Source organism: Thermodesulfobacteriota bacterium (assembly GCA_040755095.1).
In the GTDB taxonomy this organism is placed as follows: Bacteria; Desulfobacterota; Desulfobulbia; order Desulfobulbales; family JBFMBH01; genus JBFMBH01.
Map to the genome: position 1 here is coordinate 17,555 of JBFMBH010000021.1, position 22,409 is coordinate 39,963.

At 68.6% G+C, this 22,409-nt stretch carries 11 protein-coding genes; all 11 read right to left on the reverse strand.

The genetic code is table 11. The annotated features are described in order from the left end of the window. Window positions 1-50: 50 nt before the first annotated feature. The 11 genes from AB1634_05330 to AB1634_05380 all read right to left on the reverse strand — a co-directional run bounded on the left by AB1634_05330 (window position 51) and on the right by AB1634_05380 (window position 22,089). A complete protein-coding gene (locus tag AB1634_05330; GenBank protein ID MEW6218944.1) occupies window positions 51-1,763 on the reverse strand; it encodes an ABC transporter substrate-binding protein in 1,713 nt (570 codons plus the stop codon). A 39-nt stretch (window positions 1,764-1,802) separates the two neighbouring features. After that, window positions 1,803-2,387 carry an SCO family protein gene (locus AB1634_05335; GenBank protein MEW6218945.1) on the reverse strand — a complete coding sequence of 195 codons (585 nt, stop codon included), beginning with the start codon at window positions 2,385-2,387 and terminating at the stop codon, window positions 1,803-1,805. Between the two features lie 20 nt (window positions 2,388-2,407). Then, the gene (locus tag AB1634_05340; GenBank protein ID MEW6218946.1) at window positions 2,408-4,222 is read right to left on the reverse strand and encodes a S8 family serine peptidase; all 1,815 of its coding nucleotides are present in this window, start codon (window positions 4,220-4,222) and stop codon (window positions 2,408-2,410) included. A gap of 9 nt (window positions 4,223-4,231) precedes the next feature. Next, complete coding sequence (locus tag AB1634_05345) at window positions 4,232-4,783, reverse strand: hypothetical protein (protein MEW6218947.1); 552 nt, start codon at window positions 4,781-4,783, stop codon at window positions 4,232-4,234. A 191-nt stretch (window positions 4,784-4,974) separates the two neighbouring features. Continuing rightward, window positions 4,975-7,257, reverse strand: a complete 2,283-nt coding sequence (locus AB1634_05350; protein MEW6218948.1) for an Ig-like domain-containing protein — start codon at window positions 7,255-7,257, stop codon at window positions 4,975-4,977. Window positions 7,258-7,281: 24 nt separating this feature from the next. Next, window positions 7,282-8,640 carry a multicopper oxidase domain-containing protein gene (locus tag AB1634_05355; GenBank protein ID MEW6218949.1) on the reverse strand — a complete coding sequence of 453 codons (1,359 nt, stop codon included), beginning with the start codon at window positions 8,638-8,640 and terminating at the stop codon, window positions 7,282-7,284. Between the two features lie 12 nt (window positions 8,641-8,652). After that, complete coding sequence (locus AB1634_05360; GenBank protein ID MEW6218950.1) at window positions 8,653-9,909, reverse strand: multicopper oxidase domain-containing protein; 1,257 nt, start codon at window positions 9,907-9,909, stop codon at window positions 8,653-8,655. 68 nt (window positions 9,910-9,977) lie between these two features. Next, window positions 9,978-15,308, reverse strand: coding sequence for a hypothetical protein (locus AB1634_05365; GenBank protein MEW6218951.1), 5,331 nt, complete (start codon window positions 15,306-15,308; stop codon window positions 9,978-9,980). A 637-nt stretch (window positions 15,309-15,945) separates the two neighbouring features. Further along, the gene (locus AB1634_05370; GenBank protein MEW6218952.1) at window positions 15,946-18,780 is read right to left on the reverse strand and encodes a flagellar hook-basal body complex protein; all 2,835 of its coding nucleotides are present in this window, start codon (window positions 18,778-18,780) and stop codon (window positions 15,946-15,948) included. Between the two features lie 84 nt (window positions 18,781-18,864). Continuing rightward, window positions 18,865-19,524 carry a flagellar hook capping FlgD N-terminal domain-containing protein gene (locus AB1634_05375; protein MEW6218953.1) on the reverse strand — a complete coding sequence of 220 codons (660 nt, stop codon included), beginning with the start codon at window positions 19,522-19,524 and terminating at the stop codon, window positions 18,865-18,867. Between the two features lie 21 nt (window positions 19,525-19,545). Continuing rightward, entirely contained in the window at window positions 19,546-22,089 is a 2,544-nt protein-coding gene (locus AB1634_05380; GenBank protein MEW6218954.1) for a flagellar hook-length control protein FliK, read from the reverse strand. Window positions 22,090-22,409: the final 320 nt, after the last annotated feature.

The window sequence follows — 22,409 nt, forward strand, 5'->3', positions numbered from 1 at the left end:
GCACAGGCCTCCTTGTGCGCCGCAGCAGGGACTGGTCGCTGCCCGCGGCTTCAGTAGGTGATCCAGTCGCTGGCCCGCACCAGCTGCGGGGGGGAGCCGGCGGCCAGCCGAACGATGTAGCAGCCCTTGGACGCATAGCGCTGGCCGGGTCCGAAGCTCAACCGGGGGTAGACCGCGATGGTGGCGGTCTGATCCACCATCATGTCGATGCCTTCCAGGAAATAGTCCCGGTAGAAGTCGCTGCGCATGCAGCCCACGGCCTCCGCCAGGATCCCGCCCAGGAAATACATCCTGGCCTGGATGACCGGGCTCATGGGGGGAATCTTGCGCACCTTGAGCCAGTTCGCCACCGCCATGGCCTTGCGGCCCCGATCCGCCGGCAGCTCGTAGGGATAGGTGATGAGAAGAGCGGGCCACACCGCTGGGGGGACGGCGGAGAAGTCCTCTCCAGCCAGGCCGCCGGACACCAGCACCTGCACCGGGGATCCGGCCGCGCCTGCGAGGACGCCCAGGCCGGCCAGGTCATCCCGGCCCAGCCAGTAGAGCACCTGCTGCGGCCGCTCCTGCCGGCTGAGCAGGCGCTCCAGGGCCGGGGCCGCCGGCTCGGCGGCACCGAGGATCACCCTCTCCGGCGCCGGCCGGCCGACCTCCTGCCACGCCGCCTCGAAGCCAGCGGCGGTCCGCTCCCCGTCTGCCCCCTGCCGGTAGATCTGGACCACCTGCACCCCCTCGCCCTGGTCCCGGATGAGATGCCGCGCCGCGGCCTCGCCCTCCTGGTAGAAGCCCTTGGAAAAGTACAGGGTGTACCAGTCCGTCTTCGTGATCTTCGGCCGCTCGGTCAGGGGAAAGAGGCACGGGATTCTCCTCCGCTCGCAAAACTCGTGGATCGGTGCCCAGTCCCCGGCCGCCATGCCGCCCAGGAGGGCAAAGACCGGCCGGGCCTCATCGTAGGCCGCCAGCTGCTGCGGCCAGGTGGCCGGCTCGCCGGAAAGCTCCCAGACGTCGAGGCTATAGAGGCGGAAGGAGGCGTTGTGCTCGCTCATGAAGAAGGGGCCCTTATCGGCCAGCTCGCCCTGATGCCGGGACTGGCGGTTGTGGTCCGCCACCAGGGCCTGGAGCACCGCCAGCATCGCCTCCCGCTCCGCCGGCGGCACGCCCTCCGTGACCACGGTGGCGAAGCGCAGGGTGGTGTCATCCACCCCGGGCGCCGGCTCGGAGGAGAGGGTCTTGAGGTACTCCAGGAGGTAGCCCATATCCCGCTGGCCGAGCAGATACCGGGGCATGACCGGATTGAGCTCCCGGCCGGTTGGGTGGGCGCCCAGCTCGATGGCCTCGGCCAGGGTCTCCAGGGTGTAGGCCGGCCGATGATCGGCGACCCGGTACTGGGGCGGCAGAGCCTGGCGGCCGCTCACCCGCGCCGCTTCGTCCTCGGGCTGCCGCCAGGCGCCGGTCCGGCGCCACGGCCGGAAGAGGTCCAGGCCGTTGGTGCGCGGGGTGATGACCGTGCCTTCCAGGGAGCCCAGACCGGAGCGCTGATGGCAATGGACGCAGGTGAACATCCGGCCATCCACCGGGATGTCTTCCTGAACCACCGCCATGACCGGCTCGCCGCTGGGCAGCACCCCCTGCCGGTAGATCATCTCGCCGTATCTGGCGGCCATCTCGGCGGTGACGCTCCGCAAGGGCGCCGCCTCGTCGGCCCAGGAGGCCACCTGGGTAGCGATGGCCAGGAGCACGCCCACAAGGATCGCGATGCGCTTCATGTCGAGTCCTTTCCTGGATGAGGCCGGGTGCCCTGCCGGTCACTGGCCCATGAGGGCCTGGTACTCCTTCATAAGCTCGGCCGTGCTGATGAGGCCATGGATCCGAACCCAGCCCTCATCCCCTGGCTTACGGAGAAAGGTGATCGGGTAGTGGCTCATCTTGTTGATGACATAGGCATCGAAGGCCCGCATCACCTTGTCGATGTCCTCCCGGCTGCCGGTGAAAAAGTCCCAGCCTGGCTTGGCGCCGTAACGGCCCAGGTATTCGGCCATGACCTCCGGGGTATCGTGCTCGGGATCGATGGAGATGCTGACCAGCCGCACCGCCTGGGCCCCGCCGTTGATCCTCCGCTGCATGTTGACGAAGCCGGCGGACAGCACGGGACAGATGGTGGTGCAGGTGCCGTAGATGAAATCGAGCAGCACCGGCTTGTCGGAGCTGAGGATGAAGTCCCGCAGGTTGACCCGGCGCCGGTCCTGGGTGATGAGCGTCACGTCCGGAATCGAGTACCGCTCCTCGCTGCGCTTGTAGCGCGCCTCTTGCGCCCCGTGCACAGACAACGGCGGCACCAGGATGGACAGCAGCAGGAATCCCCCCACGAGCCGCATCATCGTCGCTGGCATAGAAGCCTCCCTTGCTCTATTTACTCGCCAACCAGGCGCACCCCGCTTTCCACCCATCCCTCGGCCCCGGCCACCATGACCGACACCGGACGCGCCCCCAGCTTGCCGGCCAGACCGGTCAGAGCCCGCTGCCAGCGGCCCCGGGCCGCATTCCAGCTCATGGCCCGCTCCAGGGCGCGGCCGTTGTCCAGGAAGACCAGCAGCCGCAGGCCGGCCTCGTCCGCCCGCTCACTCTCGGCCAGCACCGCCAGCCGATCGGAGGCTGCCTCGTAGTCCGCCCGGAGCACCTCGATGGTGAGATCAAAGCCGTTGCAGTCCTGATCGATGCCATCCCGCCGGATCTCCGCGGCACCGGGGTGGACCGCCGCATCCCGATCGTCACAATCAAGGCTGGCGGGATGACCGTCCAGGTCCTGATCCGCTGGACGGGGCGCGCCGCCGGCCAAAAGATCATAGGCGGCGGCCACATCCAGGAGGCCGTAGCCATAGCCCTGATCCGGGCCTGGCGGGCCCAGGTCCTGGGCGGTCTTCAGCAGGATGGCCTCCAGCGTGGCCATGGCCAGGCTGGGCAGGGCGCTGCGCAGGAGGGCCAGGCCGCCGGCCAGGTGCGGGGCGGCAAAGGAGGTGCCATGGACCTCCACATAGGCGTCCGGGATGAGGCCGCCGAAGGTGAGGTCGGTGGTAAGAACGCCGGCCCCTGGCGCCACCAGCCGGGGCTGGATGGAGCTGCCACAGGCCGCTGGCCCCCGGCTGCTGGCCAGGTCCAGCACCAGATCCTGGTCCACGGCGCCCACGGCGGTGCTGCCGGGATTGTCCGCCGGGCTGCGGATGCTGCCGGCCAGGGGACCGTCGTTGCCGGCGGCAAAGACCACCGCGATATCCGCGGCCCGCAACGCCCGGATGTCCGGCTCGAATTCCATGCTGCATGGGCCAAAGGCGGCCGTCAACCCCCAGGAGTTGTTGACGATATCCGGCGCGTCATCAGTCTCGGCATCGCCATCCGGATCCAGCGTCCACTGGAAGGCAGCGTGGATGGCGCTCAGGAAGGCCAGGCCCGCGTTGTTGAAGATCTTGGCCGCCATCCACTGGGCGCCCGGCGCCATGCCGATGGCCTGGCCACTGGCATCGCCACCGGCGATGAGTCCCATGACCTGGGTGCCGTGGCCGATGAGGTCGCGGGGCAACGGGTTCTCACCGTAGGGGTCGAGCCAGCTGTTGGTCCCGCCTCGCCATCGGGCGGCCAGATCGGGGTGGAAGCGGTCGACGCCGCTGTCCAGGGTCGCCACCACCACCCCCTGGCCGAAGAAGCCCTGCTGCCACAGCCAGGGGGCGCCCACCGCCGCCAGGTTCCAGCCTGCGCCCCCCCCGGTGTCTGGAACCGGAGCCGGCGTCGGCGTCGGCAGGCTCTGGTCCAGACGCACGGCGCCAACCCCGGGCAGCTGCGCCAGGTCGTCCACCATGGCCGCGGGAACCGCGGCGGCCAGGCTGTTGATGATCCACAGCCCGCGGGCTTCGGCCACCTTGCTGGCTGCCAGAAGGCGCCGTACCCCGGCCTGATCGGAAGCGGCCTTGTCGCGCAGCGCCTTGATGAGCCGAGCCCGGCGCCGGCGGCGGTCCTCCTGAACGTTGAACAGGGACAAGTCCACCTGGCCGGCCATGGTGACGATGACCGGCACCGTGGTGCCCGGCGCCACCCGGGCGATAGCTGCTGCCAGCGGCGGGTCGATCCGGGCCGCTGGCCGGCCGGCCAGGGCGGCCGGTGGCAGGAGCAGGCCGAAGGCCAGGGCGAAGAAGGCCAGCGGCGCTCCGGCAAAGGTGGCGCGGGAACGTTTCATGCCGGCCTCCTACTCCACGGACAGATGCTCCAGGCGGAAGTCGCCGATGACCACGGTGACCGGATCGCCTGCCTTGATCAGCCGGTACGGGTTCGAGAACATGACAAAGTAGACCCGATCGGCTTCCGGCTGGCCGCCGCGGGTGGTTTGCCGCAGGGGGCCCACCTTGGGGGAGCTGGGCACCCCGACCACGGTGCCCCGCTTCTCGTCGGTCAAGGAGGCGGTGAATTCGCGATCCAGAAGAGGGGCGGCCTTGTCCGGCTCGAGAACGCGGAACCGGAAATCGAGCACGTTGCCGGCCCCGGACAGCCGGAGGCTTTCGATCTTCACCCCCCACCGGGCGGCCAGCCGGTCCTCCCAGCCTTCCTGGTCCGCCGCCAGGGCCGCCCCGGACGCCTGGCTGGCCACCAGCGGCGGCGCGGCCTGGTCCAGACTGGCGCTGCAGCCGGCAACCAGAAGGGCCGCCGCCCCCAGCCACCACAACGAGCCGGCCAGCAGCCTTCGCCACCGGCCGGTCCACTCTCCAAGAAGAAGCTCGATGACTCGGCTCTGTTGTCCCACGGCACCCTCGGATGGCCGCGCAGGCGGCCCGCAAAGACAACCCGCAGAATATCCAACAGGGCGGGACCGGCGATGGACGTTTCAGATCAGTTCTGCCGGTCCTTTTGGCGGTTGGACATTCCGTGCTCGATATTCGACATTCGGTCGGGGCCTGGCCGCACCCTTGTGCGGCCAGGCGTTTGGGTTTGGCGTCAGGGCACCACCGATACCCGCACCGTGGCCCGCTGCGAGGTCAGCGGCGCCACCGGGTCGTGATCGGTGAGCACGTATTTGAAGACATCCGAGCCCACGAAGGTGGTGGCCGGGGTGTAGCGCACCGTGCCGTCACCACGGTAGACGGCCTGGCCGCCCTTCTTGGTGATCTTGACCGGGTAGAGCACGCCGTCGGTGCCCTTCTCGGTCACGATCTGTCCGCCGGCATCCCGGAGAGGCAGGCCGAGGACGCTGGCCGTGACGTTGGCGGCCACGACCGGCTGGCCATCGTCGGTGTCGTTGGCCAGGATGTTGATCAGGACCGGCGCGGCCACCGTGGTCAGGGCATAGTCGTCCCCCACCACCGGCGCACTGTTCGAAAAGCCTTGCACCGTGAGCAGGAAGGAATCCTCCACAAAGGCAGCCACCGGATCGGTGGCCCGCACGGCGATGGGGTACGGGGAGGCGGCCGCGTCGGCAGCGGTGAGGATACCGCTGATCAGGCCGGTAGCGGCATCGATTGCCAGCCCGCTGCCCGCCGGTGGTCCGGTCATGGAGAAGAACAGGGCCTGCCCTTCCGGATCGGCGAAGGAGGCGGCAACGCTCTTCTCGAGCCAGGCCCCTTCACTGCCCTGGGCATCTGCCAGGGGCGCGACCACCACCGGGGCATCGTTGCCCGGGGTGATGGTGATGATGACCGTGGCCGGCTGGCTTACCGCCTGCACCCGGTTGTTGTTGCTGTTCACGGCCACGGCCCGGTAGGAGAAGCTGTCCACCACCGTTTCACTGCCATCGTGGGTGTAGGTGAAGCCGCCGTCCGCAGCCAGGGCGACGGTGCCGCTGGAGGGGCCGGACGCCAGCTGCGCCACCAGCACGGTGGCGCTGGCCCACCAGCCGCCCCGGCTGTCGTTGGCCAGCACCCCGGCAGCAGGAACGATCACCTGCGCCCCCTCGCCGGCGGCAAAGGCGTCCCCTGCGGCCACCGGCGGCGCTGTGTACTCCACCGGCCGGGTATCCGAGCCACCACGGTCGGAATTGACGGTCACGGTGCCCGGATTGCCGCCCACGCCGGGCACATACTCCCGGTACTTGAAGTTGGGGTTGTTGGGAAACTTGTCCATAACCGCGCCGCCGTGGTCGGGCAGGGTCAGGATCGCGTCCGGGGCGGCCGTGGAGTTGGCCCACACCCGGAGCTCATCGGTGGCCACATCATAGCGGGTCCGGAGGATGGTGACCGAGTCGGTGGGCGGAGCGCCAGCGACGCTCAGAACGGACAGCAGGCCGCCGGTGGCACCGGTGCTGTTGGTCAGGCTCAGCATCCGGTCATACACCGGATAATCGCCGGTGGCCGTTGGCACGAAGATGGCGTCCCGGGTGCCGCTGGCCGGCAGGAGCAGGGAATAGGCCTCCTGGGGAAAGGGATACGGGCTGCCGTTTTCGGCCACCAGCTGCAGATGGCCGCCCTGCAGCAGGGGCACGTGGTTGAGGAGCCCCATGTTGAAGAAGCGGATGAGGGTGCGGCCGCCGGCAAAGCCCGCCGCCAGCGGGGCGGTGCCGGCCTGCTGCGGCTCGCCGTTGACCAGGAAATAGCCCGGCCGGTAGTCGATGGTGCTGGTCATGGGCGGGGTGCCGTAGGTGCCATTCGCCACCGCCTCGTGCAGGGCCGGGTCGATCTCGCTGTAGAAAAGGCTCACCTGGGCATCGTAGGGCACACCCGGGTAGATCTCCCCCGGCGCCGCGTCCTTGACCGCACTGCCATAAAGACCCATCTGCACCTGGACCTGGGGATGGGTGCCGCTGTGGTAGACGAAGCTGCCCGGCCGGAAGGGCTGCGCCAGGCTGCCAAAGGTGTAGGTGACGACGCCGGCGCCGTTTTCCGGGGTCTCCTGGGTGAAGGAATGCACCCGCCGGCGGCCCTGGTCGTCGGTGAAGAAGACCGGCGTCATGGCCGCCGTCTGGCCGGGAATGACGATGGAGACCGGCTCCGCTGCCAGCTCATTGCGCAGGTGGATGTTGAGCACCGGGTCGCCGGGGGCTACCGACAGCAGCGGACCCGGGACAGCGGGCTGCCCGGTGCCGCAGCCGTTGGCAAGGTCGTTGTCGTCGTCGCTGGCAAACCCCCACATGGTGATGGAAACGCTGTCCGGCATGGCGTTGACGAATTCCTGGGCGCACAGGTAGTAGTCGGCGGCCAGGGCCGGGGTGGCGGCCAAGGCCAGCGACCATGCCGCGGCCAACAGGCCCAGGCGCCGCGCTGCGCTGACAATCCTTTTCTGTCTCATTCTGTCCTCCTTTTCGCAACCTCGTCAGGGAACCGGCACGTTCGGGGGCAGGATGTACAGGATGGTCAGCATGCCGCCCGGAAAGATGTTGTTGTTGGTCAGCTCCTTCTCGGTGTGGGAGTGCCACATGAAGTTGAAGGCGCCGAAGGGGTTGAGACCACCCTCCCCGGGCGGCAGGCCCCCCAGTTGGCCCAGGTAGGGGCTGCCGCTCCACCAGGCCCCGAAGGTCACGTCCTGCTTCTCCGGCAGCAGCACCGGAATGGGCTTGTCGTGATCCGGGCAGTACTCGTGGGTGGTGTCGTCGTAGCAGGCCTCGCCGGTGCCGTCGTCGCGCCCGTCGTTGTTGGCGTCCGGACAGGTGACCGAGCTGCAGGTGTGGGCCAGGGCAGGATCTGTCAGGGAGCTGCCGTAGATGTCCCAGCCCATGTCCTTGCCGGTCCACTGGAAGATGGCGTCCACCGTCTGGCCGGGAATGCTGAGGATGGTAAACCCTTCGGTGCCGAGATCCGGACCACTGCCCGGGGTGCTGGCCAGCATCCGGCCGTCCCGGGCGATGATCCGGGCGTGGTTACCGTGGTGGTGGAGGGGATGGATCTCCCGGCCCAGGTTCACCACCCGCATGAGCAGCCGCTCGCCCGGGTGCATCATGGGCAGGCAGTTGTAGGGCTGGGTCGGCAGCCAGGCGGCGCCCGCCGGCGACAGATCGTCCGGCGCCGTCCGGCCGTTGATGAGCCAGTAGACGGGACGGTGCGCGGTGTTGTCGATCAATTGTTGGACCCCGAAGGCCACGTAGTCGTGAACCGTGGGATCAATCCCGGTGAGCAGGAAGAGATACTCGTGGTCGAAGCGGGTGTCGGGATGGTTGTACGCCTGCTTCGGGCTTGTGGCCGGCCGCACGACGATGACCCCGAAGAGGCCCATTTCCAGCTGCAGCTCCGGATGGGAGCCGCTCTGGTAGATGTAGGTCCCCGGCTGGCTGGCGGTGAAGGTGTAGGCGACGCTGCCGCCCACCGGCGCCTCGACGGCCAGGGGGCCCGGCGCTCCGCCCGTGGCCACCACCCCGGTCTGGCCGGGAAACACCAGGGACACCGGCTCGTCCAGGGTGTTGTGCAAGGTGATGGTGACCGTGTCGCCCTGGTTGAGGATGAGCGTCGGCCCCGGATACTGGGCCCGGCCGCCATCCAGGGCATAGCCCCAGAAGAGGTAGCTGCCGCCCTCGGCGGTGCTCAGGTAGTCGGCCCGGGCCGTGAAGGTGAACTGGGGATTGGGGCTGGCGCCGGTCACCCCGTCGATGGCGGCTGTTGCCTCGGCCAGAAGGCCGAAGAGGAGCGCCACCGCCAGGATGGTGCCGTGTCGTGCGACTCCTGCGCAAACATGTCTCATGGCCGGGCCTCCTCAGTTGTTGACGACGATCTCGGTCATCATGCCGCCGTAATCGTCCTTGTTGTTGCTGAGATACTGATAATTGGTCGCGTAGAGAAAATAGGTGCCGGCTGCCACCTGGGCGGTATCCAGGATGACGTCAAACGTTTCGCCGCCGCCCATGGTGACGGACGTGGTCTCGTAGGAGAGGTCGGTGCCGTCAGCCGCCCGCAGGAGCTTGGCGTCCTTGCCCACCACCCGCATGGGGATGCCCAGGACCGACACGGTGTTGACGGTGGTAACCGCAACGTTGGACATCCGGAGCAGGATCCGCTGCCCCCTGGTGGCGGTGATGGCCGCGGACACCGGCTGCACCGAGTGGTCTGCCGGCAGGCCGGTCTCGGGAGGCGGCGGCAGGAGCGGCCCCGGGTTGACGGTATCCGGATAGCCGCGGCCGTTGATCATGAAGAAGGTGTCCCGCATGTCCGCAAAGGGCAGAGGCTGGACAGCGATGTGCTGGTCATGGAAGTTCTGATCAAACCCGACCAGCTGGATCGGCACCTCCACGTCGTAGAAGGTCGAGCCGTCGCCGTCGTTGTAGGCGTACTTGAAGCCGGTCTTGTGGATGAAGCCGTTCAGATTGGTGCCGCTGGGCAGACGGTTCTGCCGGGGGGTGACGTAGAGGTTGCCGATCATGCCCATCTGCATATGCTCGGTGGCCTCCACGTGGCAGTGGTACAGGTAGGTGCCGGGGTCCACGATCTGGTAGTAGTAGGTGAGGCTCGCCCCCATGTTGATGGTCATGCCGCTTTCCGGCAGGCCGTCGAAGACGTTGGCGGTCTGCGGAAAGCCGTGGTAGTGCACGGAATGGGGGTCGAAGAGATCCGGCCGCATGGGCATGCCGACGTTGGTCAGGGTGAGGTAGTACTCGGTGCCCTCCTCCTGAACGATGGTGGGCCCGGTCCACTCGGAGGCCAGCCGGCCGGCGGCCAGGGCCTCTGCCTCGGGAATGCCGGTGAGATCGGAGAAGCCGAACATGTACTGCAGGGTACCGTCGCCCATGTGGACGAAGCCGTCGCCGGCCCCCAGGTGCTTGCAGCCCACGTCCTGCCGGTATTCGGGGTTGGGCTGGCCGGCGTTGGGATAGCCGGCCGGGATGATCGGGTCCGGGATGGCGTCGCCGTCCACATCACCGGGACACTGGACAAGAACCGCAGCCCAGGATGGCACGGCAGCGGCCAGGAACAGGAGGGCTGCTGCCGCCGTCCTTTTGGATCGTCTCGTTGTCATATGCTGCCTCCTTGGTCAGAGGCCGCCTGCCGCAGGGTGCCGGCAGGCGGCCGCGCTGGCTTGCCGTTTCAGGGTTGGACCTCGTCGGCACCGATGTCGGCCAGGCCGGAGACGCCGTCTGGCCGGGGCTGGCCGTCGAAGTCGTCGGCCAGGGCGGCGATGCTGTTGACCCGGGCCGTGTCCGCCGCGTTGATCGCCGGCGAGGCCGGGCCGATGTGGTAGTCGCCGGCCAGGGTCAGGGGGCCGTAGCGGACGTCGATGAAGTTGCCGCCCTCGTCAGCCGCCGCCGAGGTGAGGATGTTCACGGTCGTCTCCGGCATCTGGATGGTCAGCCGCCGGCCGATGTTGACATACTCGGCCAGGAACATGGGGTTGAGGCCGTCCCGCACCTCGTCCAGGTTGCCCAGACTGGGGCTGCTGTTACCGGTCTTGTCGGTCAGGAAGCAGTTCCTGGGGTTGAGCCGGCCTGTGGTGCCCAGGATCCCGAGATCCCAGTACTGGGCGCCGGAGCCGTCCGGCTGGATCTGGGGGACCAGCTGGAAGGGCGGCGTATTGGGGTCGTTGTCCTGCACCGTCTGCCAGGAGAAGGAGCGGTTATGGAAGATGATGTTGTTCATGAGAGCTGGCCGGGAGAAGTCCAGGGTCCACCGGGTCGGGAGGCCCGGATCCGGCACCCCGGTCAGGGTGATGTGCTGGCGGGAGACCACACCCGCCGGCTGGGGAATGGTGAGGTTGGGATCGTTGGGTGAAAAGGCAGCGCCCACCGTGGCGGTGCTGTCGTTGTTGGCGATGGTGTTGTTGAGGATGTCCACATAGAGGGCATCCTGGATGGAGAGACCGCCGGCCGCGTAGCCAGCCACGTTGTTGACGATGATGTTGTCGTAGAGCTGGCCGCGATACCAGCTTGCCGGCCGGGTGGGGGCGGCCGCCACGTCGGTGCCGTTGACAAAGGCCAGGGCGATGCCGCCGCCGTCACCGGCGCCGGCGTTGTTGCCCTGGATGCGGTTGGCCTCCACCAGGAAGCTGCCGGCGCCATCGGACAGGGAGCCGGGGCCGGCCAGGCCCGGCTTGCCGCCGATGAAGAGGCCACCGCCGTTGACGGTGGTGCCCTGGTTGAAGTTCTGGTTGAAGGCGATGGTGTTGCGGGCGATGACGCCGCCGTCGCTTAAGCCCAGGTGGCCGATGCCGCCGCCGTCACCGTTGGAGAAGTTGCCGCAGACGAAGTTCTCGGTGACCCGGTAGCCGGTGGTGCCGGTGTAGAGGGAGATGCCGCCGCCGGCGCCGTTCATGCCCCCGTTCATGGTGATGAGGTTGTGGTGCGCCGTAAGGTTGTCGTTGTCGCTGTCGCTGTGGATCAGGACGCCGTTCACCTCGGTGGTGAGGGTCGGATGGCCAACCCGGAGGCCGCCGCCATAGACGCCGTAGTTGCCGGTCAGGCGGGTGTTGCTGATCTCCAGATCCTTGGCATAGCCATTGACGGTGATGCCGCCGCCGGAATCGCTGCCGGTGACGGTGAGGCCATCGATGCGGGCGCGGGGATCCGGGCCGAAGTTGCCGGTGTCCTTGCCAACCACCAGGATGCCGGCATCCTCGGTGGGGAACATCAGGGGCTCGTTGTCGGCCTGGTTGACAGCGCCGACCTCCTGGCCGGGGACGATGGAGATGAGGTTGGCGGCCTGGAGGAAGGTGATCTTGTCCCGCCAGGCCTGGGTCTTCTCCGCCGGCACCTTGCGGGCGTTGATGGTGGTGCCCAGGGCGCCCCAGCCTTGCAGCTGCACCGGCTGCCACATGATCACCAGCTCGTCGTAGCTGCCCGGGGCGACCAGGATGAGGTCCCCTGGCTGGGCGTTGTCGATGGCATCCTGCAAGGGATGGGCACCGGCCGCGAGGCTGGGGCTGACATGGTGCACGCCCCGGGGGCTGATGTCGCCCACCGTGACGGTGACGCCGATGGGTGAGGTTGCACCGGCGCTGCTCGTGACCAGGAGCTGGCCGGTTGCCGTCCCGTCCGGGATGGTGGCCCGGATGAGATCTGTCGTCCACTGGCTGATGACCAGCGGCGTGCCGCCGATGGTGACCGAGCCTGCCAGATCCCCGAACCGGTAGTCCCGCTGCACCGTGGCCCCGGCGAGGGGACTGGCCGGATCCGGCACCTGCATGAGACCCGCGGAGCGGATGGCGATGGTGTCGCCCACTGCCGCGTACGGGCCGCCGCCCGGGTTGAGCACGCTGCCTTCGGCGGTGACCTCGGCCACCCAGGGGGTGGCGTCCGGCAGGGCGCAGTCCAGATGCTCGCCCGGGCCGGCAAAGGCCGCCACCGGCAGCACCGGGGTATCGAGATAGGTGGTGGCACCGGGCATGTACTGGAAGGTGTAGCAGAACTGGCTGTAGTGCGGGTTGAAGTGCGGATCCAGCACCGTCTGCGGCACGTTGGGGTTGTCCACCGGGTGGTAGGCCGGGTTGGCGACCGGGCCGGCGTCGTTCATGCATGCAGTGAGCATGTTGGGCGACACGCCGGAGGGCATGGGCAGGTTGACCGAGTAGGTGGAGGGCAGCACGGCGTTGAACTTGCCCCACTCGTCGGCGTAGACCCGGGTGATCTCCCGGCCGGTCCAGTCCCGGAAGGAGACCGGCAGCCAGGGTGGCGCATACTTCTCGCCGAAGTTCGGCGAGTTGGGATCGAACTCGTTCGAAAGGTCGTTCAGGATGCCCCCCACCACGTGGGCCGCGATGGGCACGTCAGTGAAGAGGAAGAAGTCGGCCGCGGCATTCTGCCGGGCCGCCAGGCGCACCTGGCGCCGGTCGCACAACGGCCGCTCGTCCCCGGAGCCGGGGACCTGGTCGCCGGCAAAGGGCGCGGCGCTTGCTGCCGGATCCGCTCCTGGCAGAAGGGGCAGATGGCCGTCGCTGTTGGCGGTGGCAAAGCTCAGGTACGGGGGCACATCCCGGAGGTCGCCGGCGCAGACCGCCGGCAGCAGGAGGAGGCTGGGGGTGTACTCGTCGCCGAAGTCGACGTTCTTGTCCTCCTCCTTGACGAGCTTGAACCCCGGCGGCGGCACTGTTTCGACGATGTAGACGCCGGGGGCCAAGGGATCGCCGTCCAGGCCGAAGGCATAGCCGCCATCGAAGACGCCGCCCCGCAGCTGGTTGAAATTCCGGAGGCCGTCGAAGCAGTCCTTGGGCTGGCCGTCGAAGACAAAGGTGTCACCCTGGCAGCCGGTAGGCACCGCATCGTCCCAGCTGTCGGTCACCGTGGTGCGCAGGGCGTCGCCCAGATCGAAGACGCTGTTGCCGTTGCGGTCCAGGTCTTCCGCCTGGGGAAACCGCCGGCCGGTCCGGTGGAACGGGTAGTTGTCCACGTCCGCCAGCTCGATGGTGCCGCTGCCGCTCACATCATCGATCTGGCCGTTCATGTCGGCATCCTGGTAGAGGTTGACCTGGACCCGGGGGATGCCCGGCTCCCAGGGCTCGCCCACCGCATTGCGGGGGTCCTCCTCGGCCCGGGTGGTGGCGTAGAAGACGATACCGGTGATGCCGCCGTTCTCGGTACCGGTGTAGGCGGCCTTGCCGAACTCCATGACACTGGTCTGGCCCAGGAAGCCCTGGAAGGCCTGGGTGAGGACCGGCCCCTGCTCGGTGCGGGAGAGGTTGTCGCCGGTGTTGGGGTTGATCCGCGGTGCCCCCACCCCGGCGCAGCCGTCGGTGCCGGCCGCCACGTCCTCGGCGGTGCAGGTCTGGGGCTGGGGGTTCAGGGCCTGGCCCAGGGCCACCGGGCCGCCGGCGTCCACGGTGAAGGTGGCACCGGTGGCCTTGAGGTTGGTGAAGCTCACCTCGCCCACCAGCCAGTGGAAGAAGGGGAAGACCTCTTCGAAGGGTGCCGCGCCCTCGCCATCGATGGGCATAGACTGGTAGATGCGGCCGTCCCGCCAGCGGAGATTGACCGCCGCCTGATCGGCGCCCAGGTTGCCCTCGTTGGCGTCGTGGAACCCGTCCTGATCCGTATCAAAGAAGACCGAGGTCTCGAGCTTGGCGAACCAGTTGAACACCGGCACCTCGCCCAGGTCGCAGTCGCCGTCGAAGGTGTTGCAGGTGCCGTCGGCCTTGACCGTCACCCCCAGGGTGGCGATGACGATGTCCAGGTTGTCGTCAAAGACCACCAGCTGGTAGCTGCCGGGCGGCATGTTGTTGATGGCAAAGCCGCTGTTGGCGTCGCAGGCCCCGGAATAGATCGCCTGGCCGCCGGCCGCGCCCTGGTTGATGCCGATGCGGCAGGCCGACATGGGGTCGCCGTTGTAGAAGGTATAGTCCGGCGGTCGCGACAGATGGTCGTTGACCACCTGGCCCGCCAGGGTCGTGCCCGGGGCGCCGGGGGTGACCAGGGGCAGGCCGTTGGGGTCCAGGCAGTTGGGATCGGTGGGGTTGGCAAAGCAGTCGAAGGCCTTGACAAAGCCCACGAACACGTGGTGGCCGGGGGGGCCGAGCTCCTGGAAGAAGGACGGCTCGTTGGCCTTCACCCAGGCATCGATGACCGGCGTGCCCTCGATGGTCGATGTCTGGATCCAGCCCTGGCCGGCAGGCGGGGATACGACGATGCCGTACTTGCCAGGGGCCAGGTTCTTGACCACCAGCACCCCGCCGGCATTGGGATAAAGGCTGCCGTCGGCGACGGTGCCGTCCTCCCGCAGGAAGCGGCCATCGGCGTCCGTCATGGCCGTGCCGTCGGCGTTGTAGCCGGTGCCCAAAGGGTTGCCGAAGGCATCCTGCCGCACCGGACCGCCCGCCATCCCGTACTGGCCGCCGGGCTCCTCCAGGATCACGGAAAAGGGATGGGCCGGGCCGCCCAGGCCCCGCTCGACGGGCAGATCCGGGGCGCCGTTCAGGGAGTAGTTGTCCTCGAAGAGAAAGATCGAGATCTGGGCGGTGGGAATCGGGTGGGAATGGACGACCACCTGCACCGACTCGCTCTGCAGCCCGGTCTCGTCGATCACGACCGGCGCCCCGCTCATGGCGTGACCGGCGTGGGGCAGGACAGAGACGAAATAGCGCCTGGGGCTTGCGGCAGTGCCCGGCACGTTGTTGATGACGACGCTGGAGCCGGTGGCGCTGCCGGTCAGGCCCTGGCCGGTGCCGGCCCGGGCCAGCGGGATGTTGCTCTTGTGAAAGCCCAGGGCCAGGCTGTTGGGATCCCGGACCCCCGGGGTGGAGGAATAGGTGACGTCCTCCTGCAGCAGCCACTTGAAGCCGGAGACCGGGCTGCCGTTCTCGTCCACGACATCAAGCCGGAAACGGGCCGCTTCCGCGCTGGCGGACCAGCACCAGGCAGCGACTGCGGTCAAGAGCAAAACCCAGCCCCTGCCCGGTGCCCCGTTCACGGCCTTCCTCATCTTTCTTTTTCTCATGGCATCTCTCCTTTTCCAGGTGGTTGTTGCCGCGGCCCCCGGGGCGCATCCCAGGCACCACCTCCCCGCCATTGTGCTCGTCTGCCTTGGCACAGCACCTCGCCAACGGCCGGCCGCCTGGCCGGCCTGTCGACCCCCGTGCCGTGCCCGCACCGGTATCGCCTTGCCGCGAGATCCGTTCGCTGGACAAGGAACCGGTATCAAAGCTCAAAGCACAAGCCGTGCCATGGCCGGGCCATGTTACAGAAAACAACACCACAACAAACAGTTAGCAGGAATGACCGGGAGGGCCTGACGCCGGCAGGAGAGGATGGCAGGTGGAGGGGGGCTGAGCCACGGCAGCCGGCCAGGAGGGGGCCATGCCCGGATGGCTTACTGCCGCAATGATCATGCAGAGGGACTGTGAGCCGGCTTCCCGGAAGGCCGCGTCCCTTCGGGCAGGAACCATTCCTGCGCGGCAGGACACGGCCAGGGCCTGGGGGCAGGTTTATAGAGTGGTAAGCGTTGGGCGCACCGCAGGGAATCGCACCCGGAACGGCACCTCAACTGTAGGGGCAGCCACGGGGGGCTGCCCCTACGACACGGACGCGGGACCGGGAGGCGTGTTGCCGTTATGGCTCGCCGGCATCAGCGGTGTCTACCGCTTGAGCTGGATGAGCTCGGTGATCATCTCGTCGGTGGTGGTGATCACCCGGGCGTTGGCCTGAAAGCCGCGCTGGACGGTGATCATCCGCACGAACTCGGCGCCCAGGTCGACGTTGGACTGCTCCAGGGAGTTGGGGGAGATGGAGCCCAGGCCGTTCTCCCCTGGCGGGCCCTCGGTGGGCGGCCCGGACTCGGTGGTCTCGATGAAGGTGTTGCCGCCCTGCTTGAAGAGGCCGGCAATATTGTTGAAGGAGGCCAGGGTGACCTGGGCCTTCTTGAGCACCTGGCCGTTGGAGTAGTGGCCGGTAATGACGCCCTTGGTATCCACGGACACCGACTGCAGGAAGCCGGCGGCAAAGCCGTCCTGGTCCTGGAAGATGGTGGTGGAGGAATTGGCGAACTGGGTGGTGGTCAGGGCCGCGCTCTCGAAGGAGGTGTAGACCACATCCCCCTGGCGGCTGCCGTCCTCGTAGCCGATGTCCGCCAGGATGGTGGCAAAGTCCAAGCCGTCGGCGCCGAAGATCTGGGACAGGGCGGGATCCCCGCCCGGCGCAGCCCCCGGGCCCAGCCCCGAAGCATTCTGGTACGTGATGGAGCCGATGGCCAGCTGGCTGGATCGGGTCGCGGTGTCCGCCACCCGGTCGGTGAGCACCAGCCGGCCGGCCTGATCGATCTCGGCATTGCAGTTAAAAATCTCTTCTACCCGGTCCAGGAGGTCCTGCACGGTCTGGGTGGAGGCGTTGACCACAATGAAGCTCTCGGCATTCACCGGCGTGCCATCGCCCATGGTACCGGTGAAGATGATCTGGTCGCCGTCCCGGAGCGAGAGGCTATTGACATCGTAGACCTCGCTGAGCTGGGTGATGGGGGTGATCACCGGCGGCGCCCCGGAGTTGGTGCTGAAGGCCTGGCCCCGGGAGAAGATCTTCTGTTTGGAGGTGGTGATGTTGATGTCGGTGTCCACCGAGTTCTGGAGGCTGAAATCGCCGAAGGGGCTGGAGGTGCCACCGCCACTGATGTCTGTAAACACCAGGCTGACGGCAAGATTGCCGCTGTTGGTTTCGTCAATGATCCGGATCTGACCATTGCTGTCCAAGACGGTGGTGACGCCGGCGGCGCTGCCGTCCACAGCGCCATCGGCATAAAGATCGGCCAGCCAGTCCAGGAGGTCCTGGATGGTGGTATCGTTGGTGCCGTCGGCGTCATTGTCCAGCCCCACCGTGAAGGTGTCGGTCACGGGGTTGCCGTCGATGGCGGTGCCCGTAAAGGCAAAGGTGTCATTCGCCTCTACCGGAGAATTGGTGCTGTCCCGCATGTCGGTGAGCAGGGTGGTGGCGGTGGTGATGGGGGTGGTGCCGTTCAGGGTGGCGCCGCTGTCGCTGATGGACCAGTTGCCGGTCACTGTCCGCCGGCTGCCGAAGGGCGTGGCATCGTTGGCGGTTATGGTGGCAAAGGAGGTGACGTACATGCCGGAGTCGCCACCGGTGGCGTCGGCGATCCGCAAACGCCCCTGGGTGTCGATGGAGGAGATGCAGCCGAAGGTGTTGTCGATCTGGGTCAGGAAGTCGGACACCTTTGTGCTGGCATCCACGACATAGACCAGAGGGGTGACCTGCAAGCCATCCCGGTCGTAGCCTTCCAATATGAAGGTGTCGCCCTGGCGCATGCGGTTGCCGTTCCGATCGTAGACCGAGCCCCACAAGGTCTCCTCGGTGAGATAGGTGGTGCCGTTGGAGTCGGCGAAGCCGCCGCCGTCCGAGACCAGGATCTGGGCTTGCGCGGTGGCCGAGCCGCTGAAGGTGGCGCCGAAGGACAGCTCCACGGACAGATTGTCATCAGCGCCGGTGAAGTTGGCTGGGAACTGGAAATAGCTGTCCGAGGCGGCGAGGGCGACGCGGTTGTCATTGAGGGCCGGGTCCACCACCGCGTCCGCCGGCACGTTGTAGGCAGCGATGGTGTCGATGTCGCCGGAGGTGGTGAAGTCGATCACGCCATAGAGGAGGGCGCCGGCGCCCTTGTGCAGGACATAGTCCAGCTCGGTGGCGCCGTCGAAGATGACGCTTTCCTCGGCGGTGAGCTGGCGATGGTCCTCGCTGGGCTCGCAGGTGACCAGGAACTCCCACTGGTTGTCCTCGGTGGTGCGATCGAAGTAGATGGTGAGGTCGTGGCTGTCGCCCTGCTCGTCGTAGACCTTGATGGCGCTGGTGTACTCGTAGTTGGTGGGGTCAATGGGCGGGGTTGGCGAGGCGGCGGCGGCCCGGCGGCCGTCCCAGGCGTCGAACAGCCGGATCTCGTTGTCCTCGTTGTTGAGCCGGGCATCCAGATTGACGATCACCTCCACGGCGTCGGTGGCCACCGGCTGGGTGCTCTTGCCGATGGTGATGTCGTCCCGGGTGCCGGACCGCTGCTCGGTGGTGGAATCGATGGCCCAGCCCTGGATAAAGTAGCCGGAGGAGTTGATGAGGTTGCCCTCGGCATCGAAGCGGAACTCGCCGGCCCGGCTGAACACCAGGTTGTCGGCGCTGCCCGGCTCCCGGAGGATGAAGAAGCCCTGGCCGCCGATGCCCATGTCGGTGGGCTGGGAGGAGGTCTCGAAGGAGCCCTGGGAGAAGAGGCCGTCGATGGTGGACAGGGTCACGCCGCGGCCCACCTGGGAGGCGCCGCTGGCCGTGGCCACCGTCTGGGCGAGGACGTCCTGGAAGGTGGAGCGGCTGCTCTTGAAGGCCACGGTGTTGACGTTGGCAACGTTGTCACCGATCACGCTCATGGCCTCGCCCATGACGTTGAGACCGCTGATGCTGCTGTACAGGGAGCTGGTGATGGCCATGGCTTACCTCCGCACGAGGGCTTGGGGAGAAATGGGAGTGATGGGAATACTGGGATGCATGGGATTGATGAAAGACCGTGCCGGTCACATAACCTTGATGATCTCGCTGGCAGCCAGGGGGATGGCGCCGTCCACCGTCAGGCGCGCCCCGTCCTCCGCGAATTCCAGGCCGGTCACCCGGCCGGTGATGCTGGCTTGCGCTGCCACCGGCAGGCCAACGCCGTCTCTGGCCTGCACCTGATACGTGTAGGGGCCATCCGGCAGCTCCCGGCCTGCGCCGTCCTTGCCATCCCAGGCCAGCTGGTGCCGGCCGGCGGGGAGCGGCCCCAGATCCAGGGAGCGGACCATGCCGCCGGCAGCGTCCCGGATCTCCACCACGCACGAATCCGTCCCCTCCTCCAGGATGATCTCCGTGGGCTGGACCTCGCCCTGGTAGACGGCCAGAAGGCTGCCTTCCGCCTGCACGGTGGCGTCCAGGAGGGAGAGGAGCTGCAGGTTGTTCTGGGAGGTCTGGTAGGTCTTGAGGTCTTTCAAGGTCCGGTCGATGCTCTGCAGGGACTCGATGTTGGTGAAGTTGGCCATCTGCGCCGCCATCTCGTAAGTGTCCATGGGCTTCAAGGGATCCTGGTACTGGATCTGGGCGATGAAGAGCTTCAGGAAATCCTGCTGCCCCAGGACCTGCTTGCGGCTAGTGCCGGAGCTTGAGCTGGCAGCGGTGGTGGTGGCGGCGTTGCTGATGTTCATGGCGCTCTCCTCGTCCGGCGGCTAGACCAGAACCGAGATGGCCCCGGACTTCTGGCCATAGGGTCGCAAAGGTTGGGGCGGGACCGGCTCCGCGGCAGCGGCCCGGGCGCGGCCGGCCCGCTTCGGCCGGCGGCCGGGCAGCCTGTCGCCGGCCGCCTTGCCCTGGTCCTGGCTGACGAAGGCGGTGCACTCGTCCAGCACCAGGCCCTGCTGGGCGAGATGCTCCTTGAACTGGCCCAGGCTGGCGTCGATGATCTCTTTCACCCGGGTGCTCTCGAGGCCGAAGGCGATGCGGACATGGTCGTCCTGCACCGCGACGTCGATGCGCACCTCCCCCAGCTCCGCCGGCACCAGCTTCAGGACCAGCCGGTGCTCCTGGCCGTGGATGGCCCGGGCCAGACCGCTTCTGATCTGCTCGGCCACCCGCTCCACCTGGGCCAGGGCCAAGGCGGTGCGGGGCGTGGCCGGCCGGGCCGCCTCGGCCGCTGGACCGGGCTGGGGCTCCGGGCTTGCCGGCTGGGCCGGGGCCTCGCCACTGTCCACGGCCACGGCGGTGGGGGCGGCCGGCCGCGGCCGAGGCTCGATGGCGGGATCGGCAGAGTCTTGCAGAATCGCGGCCGGCTGGTCGGCTGCTGCCGCAGCGGTCGCAGGTGGCAGGGACTTGCCTTGGGCTGGCGGAGGGGTGGGGCTGTCCGGGGGCGTCCCTGCCGCCGGCACCGGCGCGGTGGCGGGTCCCGGCTGGCCCGGAGGCGCGGTGGCGGAACGCTGGGCCGACTCGCCGGTGGCCAGCTCCTGGACCGTGTCGAGGACCGCCTGCCGGGTCTCCTGCACCAGGGGCCGCCAACTGGGGGCCAGGGGATCGAGCTCGGTGCCGGCAGCCAGCACCGCCAGATCCGCCACCACGGCCTGGGGATCGGCCTGGGGCCGGACGCTGTCCGCCGCGGCCAGGGCCGAGCGCACCAGGGCGTCCAGCCGGGTGCCGTCCAGGGCCATAGGCTCGCCGGTCACGGTCTCCGGCATGAGCAGCCGGCCTTGACCGGCGGGCATGCCCAGGCGCTCCAGGACCTCCACCAGGGCCGCCGTCTCGCCCCGGCTGAGGGTCAAGGGGGCTGGGCCGGCCGTCTCCGGGGCACCGGGCTGGGGCGGCAGTGCCGGATCCGCGGCCGGCTGCTCTCGCCTGGCCACCTCGGCCAGAAGCGGTGCCAGGCCCCGGCTCCAGCGCAGGAGGTCCACATGGCCGTCCCCCAGGCTGGCCTCCTGGGCCAGCTCGGCCAGGGCCGGCGCCTCGACCCCCAGCCGCTGCAGGATGCCTTCCAGAAGGGGCAGCTCGGCCTCCAGTCCCAGCACCGGCCGCTCCGGCCCATGGACGGCCAGGGCCTGCCGCAGTCCGGCCAAAAGCTTCGCCACCGGCAGGCGGCCGCCCGCCGCGGTCAGCCGGGCGGCCAGGGCCTGGGCCGCGGCGGCGGGCAGCCCGGCATCCTGGGCCAGCTGCGTCACCAGGGCCTGGTCCTGGATCTTCACGGTCCAGACCCCGGGACTTGGCTGGGCGGCGTCCAGCTGCTGCACAAACTGCCCGACGATGGCATCCACCAGGCCGCTGCCGGCAAGGGCCGCCGCGGGGAGCGCGGCCGGCGGCGGGGTTTCAGCCGCTGCCGCCGGGAGGGGGGCCGGGGCCGCGGCGCCCTGCTCCGGGCTGCCGGGCGTCACCCCCACCAGGCTGGGCAGGTCGACCCCGCTGCCAGCGGCTTGCGCCTGGGGCGGCAGCAGCCGGGCGGTGAGGGCCAGGAGCGGCTCTGCCAGCGGGCTGCCGGCCGGCAGCCGCGCGGCCAGCTGTTGCAGCGCCACCTGCCGTTGCGCCAGCCCGAGGCCCCAGGCCGCGCCGTCGCCGGCCGCCGCGGCCTGACCGGGGGGCAGCAGCCAGTCGGCCTCGCCGGCCAGAAGCTGCTCCCGGAAATGGGCCACCAGGTCGGCCATCTCGTCGCTGAGCCCGGCCAGAAAGCCGGGAACAGCCGGCTGGCCAGGTGTCGCCTTGCTCTTCGAGGAGCCAGCGGCCGGGACGGTGGCGGTGGTCTCGGCCGCCACGGCCGCAGATCCCGGCTCGGATCCTGAAACGGTTGCGGCGACACCGGGCTGGCCCTGGCGCTCCTGCTCCGGAAGCCCCGGGGGAAGCCAGGCCGGGAGCGCCGGCGTCCCAGGGGCCGCGGGATCGGCCGGCTCGGCCCCCGGCAGGGCTGACCGGATGGTCCCGGCCGCCGCGGCTCCGGCGGCCAACGCCTCCGGCAGCACCGCTGGCAGCACCGGGCCCCCGGCCAGAGCGGCGGCCAGGGCCGCCTGCTCCGGGTCCGGGCTCGGCCCCTCGTCTCCTTCCTGGGGCCAGGCGGCACCGGCCGGCGCCTCTTCCTGGCCTCCGGTGCCGGCGGCCAGGCCGCCGCCCTCCCCTGCCGCCGGCAACAGGCCTTGCAGCACCGCCGCAAAAGAGCTGCCGCCCGGGTCAGGGGCCGGATTCTGGCCCGGCTCGGCCGCCGGCAGCGTCATGAGAAACAGGGAAAGGCTTGAGGTCTCCACGCCAGGCTCCTTACGGGGGAATTGGCCAGCAGCAGGGGCTGCCGGCCTTTGCCCCCCTCCGAAGCAAGGGGCATGCCAGCCAGGATTGCGCGGGGCGCAGCCGAATGGGTGAAACGCCGGAAGTCCGCTCTGGTGGCTTCCCATAAGTCCTAGAGGTCCCATAAGTCCCATGGATCCATGGGAGTCATGGGAGTCATAGGACCTGTGGGTTGCCATGGGGGCGCACCCGAATGGATAGAACGCCGAAAACCCGCTCTGGTGGCCAATGTTTCTTGAAGACCACAAGGCGCCAAAAGACGACGGCGGCCCCGTGCCAGGTG

Excerpts from the sequence above, each read along its gene's own strand:
- AB1634_05350 (MEW6218948.1), bottom strand. The coding sequence starts at position 7,257 with ATGAGACAGAAAAGGATTGTCAGCGCAGCGCGGCGCCTGGGCCTGTTG.
- AB1634_05330 (MEW6218944.1), bottom strand. The coding sequence starts at position 1,763 with ATGAAGCGCATCGCGATCCTTGTGGGCGTGCTCCTGGCCATCGCTACC.
- AB1634_05375 (MEW6218953.1), bottom strand. The coding sequence starts at position 19,524 with ATGAACATCAGCAACGCCGCCACCACCACCGCTGCCAGCTCAAGCTCC.
- AB1634_05355 (MEW6218949.1), bottom strand. The coding sequence starts at position 8,640 with ATGAGACATGTTTGCGCAGGAGTCGCACGACACGGCACCATCCTGGCG.
- AB1634_05340 (MEW6218946.1), bottom strand. The coding sequence starts at position 4,222 with ATGAAACGTTCCCGCGCCACCTTTGCCGGAGCGCCGCTGGCCTTCTTC.
- AB1634_05360 (MEW6218950.1), bottom strand. The coding sequence starts at position 9,909 with ATGACAACGAGACGATCCAAAAGGACGGCGGCAGCAGCCCTCCTGTTC.
- AB1634_05335 (MEW6218945.1), bottom strand. The coding sequence starts at position 2,387 with ATGCCAGCGACGATGATGCGGCTCGTGGGGGGATTCCTGCTGCTGTCC.
- AB1634_05365 (MEW6218951.1), bottom strand. The coding sequence starts at position 15,308 with ATGAGAAAAAGAAAGATGAGGAAGGCCGTGAACGGGGCACCGGGCAGG.
- AB1634_05370 (MEW6218952.1), bottom strand. The coding sequence starts at position 18,780 with ATGGCCATCACCAGCTCCCTGTACAGCAGCATCAGCGGTCTCAACGTC.